This is a genomic window from Streptomyces sp. NPDC032472 (assembly GCF_040636955.1).
Taxonomy (GTDB): domain Bacteria; phylum Actinomycetota; class Actinomycetes; order Streptomycetales; family Streptomycetaceae; genus Streptomyces.
Window position 1 is genome coordinate 1 of record NZ_JBEZVK010000086.1, and the last position, 5,540, is coordinate 5,540.

At 69.4% G+C, this 5,540-nt stretch carries 4 protein-coding genes and 1 pseudogene; 3 read left to right on the forward strand and 2 right to left on the reverse strand.

Annotated elements, in window-relative coordinates:
- The first annotated feature begins 607 nt into the window (after nucleotides 1-607).
- A complete protein-coding gene (locus AB0F11_RS33270) occupies nucleotides 608-3,031 on the forward strand; it encodes a Helicase associated domain protein (RefSeq protein WP_362181955.1) in 2,424 nt (807 codons plus the stop codon).
- Between the two features lie 93 nt (nucleotides 3,032-3,124).
- Here AB0F11_RS33270 and AB0F11_RS33275 read toward each other — a convergent pair whose 3' ends face one another.
- The gene (locus tag AB0F11_RS33275) at nucleotides 3,125-3,394 is read right to left on the reverse strand and encodes a hypothetical protein (protein ID WP_362181958.1); all 270 of its coding nucleotides are present in this window, start codon (nucleotides 3,392-3,394) and stop codon (nucleotides 3,125-3,127) included.
- A 458-nt stretch (nucleotides 3,395-3,852) separates the two neighbouring features.
- Here AB0F11_RS33275 and AB0F11_RS33280 point away from each other — a divergent pair, with 458 nt between their 5' ends.
- Both AB0F11_RS33280 and AB0F11_RS33285 read left to right on the forward strand, forming a co-directional pair.
- Nucleotides 3,853-4,185: a DUF6233 domain-containing protein gene (locus tag AB0F11_RS33280; protein ID WP_362181961.1), complete on the forward strand. Its 333-nt coding sequence runs from the start codon at nucleotides 3,853-3,855 to the stop codon at nucleotides 4,183-4,185.
- A 23-nt stretch (nucleotides 4,186-4,208) separates the two neighbouring features.
- A complete protein-coding gene (locus AB0F11_RS33285) occupies nucleotides 4,209-4,430 on the forward strand; it encodes a hypothetical protein (protein WP_362181964.1) in 222 nt (73 codons plus the stop codon).
- Nucleotides 4,431-4,475: 45 nt separating this feature from the next.
- On the opposite strand, the pseudogene AB0F11_RS33290 reads toward AB0F11_RS33285, so the two are convergent.
- Nucleotides 4,476-5,540, reverse strand: a pseudogene (locus tag AB0F11_RS33290) (hypothetical protein); the annotation flags it as partial.

Here is a 5,540-nt window from a genome sequence, read left to right on the forward strand (position 1 = left end):
TCATAACTCCCGCGGAGCGGGTCCCTAGGCGCTGCGCGCCTAGCAGAGAAACGCGGCGCTTCGCGCCGCTAAGAATTCACGCTTCGCGTGAATTAGCGTCAATTCCCGCGCTGCGCGCGGGAATCGGAATTGCGCTCCGCGCAATTCTCTCCTTTTCTCCGCTGCGCTCCGAAAAGGAGCAGGGATTTCCGCTCCGCTCCAATCCCCGACCGCGCTCCGCGCGGTGGCCGGCAACAGCCGGAGGGGGCCGTGCATCACTCCGGCTGACTGTGTAGACCTGACGAAACGCCAGAACCACCAGGCAGACAGGCTGTCGACCCACCCACCCAGACCGGGACCACCCAGCAGACCCACCGCGGGAACCAGGCCTCGCCGAGCACCCACAGCATACCCCCGGAAAGACACCCCGCACACCCCCACCACGAAATCCACCAACCCCAACCCGACACACTCACAGTAGAACTGACGATCCCAATACCAAACCGCCTACGCGCCCGCCTCAACCCTGCTACCGTCTGACGATGACCACCCGGCCGCTCCCCCGTGCATCACAAGCAGGCACTGTGTAGAGCGACCGGAACAAGCGGGTGTCAGGAATGGGGAACCGATGAACGCACCGCGTGAACTCCGGCCGCATCAGGTGGAAGCAGTCGAGGCCGCTGTGAGCGCCCTCGACACGCCCCCGAAGGGAATCCCCGCCAACGGGCTGCGCGCCTCCGTAGTGGCGGCGTGCGGCACGGGAAAGACACTAATTGCCGCGCACTCCGCGCTGCGCATCGCTAAAGGCGGCCGGATTCTGGTGATGCTGCCCACCCTCGACCTTCTCACGCAGACAGTAAGGGAATGGCGCACGGAAGGACATGACGGTAAGTCACTTGCGGTGTGCTCTCTGGACGATGACGCCGGGCTGTATGCCGCGGGGGTCCGCACCACTACCAACCCGGTGCTTATCGCCGAGCGTTACGGAAAGGGCCCCGTAACGATGTACGCGACCTATGCCTCTCTGCCCGTCCTCACAAAGGCATTCAGCGGGGAATACGGGACGATGCAGCCACTTGACCTCGTGGTGGTGGATGAGGCGCACCGGACGTCGGGGAGTCTCGGAAAAGCGTGGGCGGCAATTCACCGGCAGTCTGCGATTCCGTCGGCGAGGCGACTGTATTTCACGGCTACGCCGCGGATTTGGCGCGAGCGTCCGCCGTCCTGGGAGGTGCGGGAGGGGGCGCGTGACCCGCTGCCGGCCGAGCTCGCGTGCTCCATGGACGACCCCGATATTTTCGGGCCGATCGTGTACGAGCTGGGCCTAGCAGACGCCATCAGCCTGGGCCTGCTCGCCCGGTATCAGATCCTCGTGGTGGAAGTGCGAGACCCGGTGGTGACGCCCGAACGGCTCTCGGGGCCCCAGGCGCGGGAGGAGGAGGTACGCGGCCTGCGGCTGGGGGCGCTGCAAGCGGCGCTGCTGCGGACCGCGGCCGAGTACGGGCTGCAAAAAATCATCACCTTTCATCACCGGACGATGGAGGCGGAGGCTTTCTGTAAGGGCCTGGAAAAGAAGGCGAAGGAGCTGCACGCGTCCAACCCTGATATGTACCCGAAATCAGTGTGGTCCGGGTGGCTGCGGGGCGAGCATGAAGCAGACCATCGTGCGGCGGTGCTGGCGCAATTCGGCGGCACAGCGCATCGCGCGGTTTTGTCCAATTGCCGGGTGATGGGTGAAGGGGTGGACTGCCCGGCGGTGGATGCGGTGGCGCTTTTGGATCCCAAGGGGTCGTCGGTCGATATTGTGCAGGCGATCGGGCGGGCGCTGCGCCAAAAGCCGAATGCCGGAAAGCTCGCTTCGCTGATCGTGCCGATTTTCCTGGGGCCTGATGAGACTCCGGCCGACATGGTCACCTCGGCCTCATATAAGCCTCTGGTGAAAGTGCTTTCTGGCTTGCGTGCACACGATGAGCGTGCCGTGGAAATACTCGCCATTCCGCAGGAGAATTCGCCCCGTGAGGAGGGCGAGTCTATCGGTCCGGACCCTGAGGATGGGGAGGAGGAATCCCGGATGCTGCTCCGCTTTTCCTCGCCGCGCGATCCAGCCGCTGTCGCAGAGATGGTGTCGCTGCGCGTGATCGACACTGAGCGGCAGGACTGGACAAGGGGCTACTGGGCAGCGCGGCGGTGGGCGGCGCGCATGGGTCATCTGCGGGTGCCGCTGGGTGCTGAGACGTCGTGGGGGTATCCGCTGGGGCGGTGGATCCGCCGGCAGCGAGCCGCCTACGCGTCCGGTCAGCTGGACGGCCGGCGGGCGGCGCGGCTGGAGCGTCTGGGGATGGTGTGGGACCCCGCCGAGGCGGACTGGCAGGACAACGTGGAGGCGGCGCGGCTGTACTACGGCCGGTACGGGACGCTGGCCGCCCCGCGTAGTGCCGTGATCGCCGAGCCCGGTGGAGAGGCCGCGCGGGCGCTGGACGGCCCGTCAGGGGCCATAGGGCGGCCGATCGGGCAATGGCTGTCCAACTGCCGCCGCCCGGGCGCCCTGATGCCGGAGCGGGCCGCGCAGCTCGCCGAGATCGATCCGGACTGGGCCCCGGACTGGCCGATCGACTGGCAGCGCCACTACGCGGGCGTACGGGCGCTCGTGACTGATGGCGGCGCCGCGGTGGACGAGATCACCCCCGGGGTGACGGTGCACGGCGCGGACGTCGGGCGGTGGCTGGCCAGGCAGCGCGAGACGTGGGCCGAGCTGACCGAGGCGCAGCGCGGGCGGTTGATCGCTCTCGGGGTGGAGGCGCCCGAGCCGGCCGCCGTGCCGAGGGCCGGCGGCCGGGCGGCGGCCTGGGACCGGAGCGTGGCCGCGGCGCGTGCCTACCTCGCCCGGGAGGGCACTCTCGTCGGTGTCTCGCGCGGGCATGTCGAGCGCGTCGTGCACGACGGCCAGGAGCACGCGGTGAAGCTGGGGGTGTGGCTGGCCAACTGCCGTAGTCGCCGCGCGAGTCTCGCGGCGGAGCGTGTCGCGGTGCTGGCCGAGCTTGGGGTGATCTGAGCATCTGGCACGGGCTGATGGCCGCACTCGGGACTCGGGTGCGGCCATCAGTGTTGCGGAGCACCGGGCCGCGTGGGCGGCCCGGTGGCACGGCTAGGTGCGCGGGCGCCCGCCCCGGCCCCGGCGAAGCTGTAAGGCGATCTCTGCGGCCGTGGTCAGTGCCTGAGCCGCATCCAACCACTCCGGCGCCCACGCGGACACCGCGGCCTGCACCCCCTCAACGACGAACGTCTCGACCACCCGGCCCACCAGCCGGCGCCCGCCGGGCCGGCGGCGGCGCGGGGCCGGCTCTCCGGCGGGCCCGGCCGGCTCCCGCCCGGACTCCTCACCCGTCGACTCCCCACCCATTTCTGACGTGCTCATGCCAGATGACTCCTTGCGCGAATCCGCGGATCACCCCTCCGGTTGGAGAGGTGATCCGCACTGTGGAGCAGCGAGGGGCTAGCCCCGCAAGTCCCACAAAATCGCAGGTCAGAGCATGGATGGGTGAAACTCGCGCACGCGCTACACCATCGCCCCCTTAGCCCCGCAACCCCCGCCGATGTGACCTGCCTCACACCGGACGGGCGCCGGAGGAGGCGCGCCGCGCTCGCCCACAAATTCGAACATGCGATCTAATGGGAGTGATACGTTCCGATCGCCCAGGAGTCCGCCATGTCCACCCCCGAATCCCCCGCCAGACCGCAGCCCGTCACCTGGGCGCCGAGCCAGACCGGGCCCTGTGCGCGCTGCCACGCCCCGACCTGCCGATACGGGGTCGGCGCCTCGCCGCTGTGCGCGGCATGCAAGATCGCGCGTCAGGCGCAGTACGGGGGCTGAACGTGTCCGTCCTGCCCTCCGACCTCCCTCGGCTGCAGACTCTCGTCACCTACCTGCGCGGCGAACTCGCGCGCACAGAACAGGCCCTGGCGGCCGCCGAGGAACGCGAGGCTGCCACCGCCCGGCAGCAGCCGGCGCCCGAGCCCCCGGCGTGGCTGGTAGAGCGCGGAATCGGCGTTGGCCGGCTCCCGGTCCGCCTCCATACCGGGGAGTGCTGGGCCACCGGCAAGCGCTGCATACCCGCGGCCGCGGACCAGATCCGTCGGCTCCTGGCCGAGGGCGTGCCCGCCTGCATCCACTGCCGCCCCGACACCGCACTCGGGGTGCTGGAGTGACCGGGTACCGCCAGGGTGGGGGGATGAGCCCTGCCGTGCGCGTGATCGTCTACCCGCCGGATGCCGAGGGCGGGCGCCGCGTCCGCATCGACGGCGAGATCCTCGGCCGCGCCCTCGGCCCGAACGACATCCTCGAATTCCTGCGCCGGGCCGGACTCGACCCCGACGACGTCCACCTGGACGACACGCTGCTGATCGAATGGCGCGGCGGCGGACTGGCAGTCTGGTCCCCGGACACCGACTGAACCGGCCCGTACCCCCGCGGGGGGACGGGCCGGCAATGGCAGGGACTACGCGGCGGGCAGCTGCTGCCCGGTCTTCGCGTCGTACGCAACGCCGCCGATGGGGGAGAACCGGATTGAGCGCACGGTGCCCCGCTCCCCTTCCTTCCAGGTCTTTCCGCCGATCTCTATATCGACCGCCACATCCGCGAGCGAGTCACTAACCGGCAACTCCAACTCGGGCGCCTTCACATACCCGTCCTGCCGCGTGCTGACTGCACTCTTCCCACCAGCGGCACTGATGCGCAGGTACTGAGCATCCGGCTCGAAATTGGCGGACAGCTCCACGATCACCCGGCTTCTGTCCCTCGTCCACCGGGCCACCGCATTGGCGTGGACCCCGTCGATGTCGAGTGACGTGCCGGACCTGCCCCTGTAGGCGGCGGCCTTTTGCTGCCGCTCCTCACGCGACGGGACGTGCTGCGGCTTCTCCCACACGCCGACAGCGACCACCGCCAAGGCCGCAATCGCGGCCGCGTAAGGCCAGATGCGCCCGCGCTTCTTCGCGGGCTCTGCACTCTCCGGGGCCGGCGCGGGTACGGGGAGCGGCTCCCGACGCTCTTGCTGTGACCCGCTCACGTCGGCGTCCGTGTGCCACCACTCGACATCTCCACCCATGCGGATGACGGTAGCGCGCAGCTGCGCGGCTGTCTCAGGACTCCCAGACACCTCAGCCACCACCGCCCGGGTAGACAGCCACGCCAGGGCCTGAGGTGAATTGATCCCGTGCGCTCGGATGTCCTCACGCTCACCAATCACCGCCATCTCGGCAGCCTCGCTGCACCGCCCCTCCCGCGCAGCCCGCACCACATCGTGATGCCGAGAGTCCAGGACGGCCGACGACGTAGTCACGTCCCCGTCGACGTCCCCGTCGACGTCCAAGTCGACGTCCCCGTCGACGTCCAAGTCGACGTCCCCGTCGACGTCCAAGTCGACGTCCCCGTCGACGTCCAAGTCGACGTCCGCGTCGACGTCCAAGTCGACGTCCGCGTCGACGTCCGCGTCGACGTCCGCGTCGACGTCCGCGTCGACGTCCGAGTCGGCCAGCGTCTGCTGTGCCTTGCGGCGCCGAGC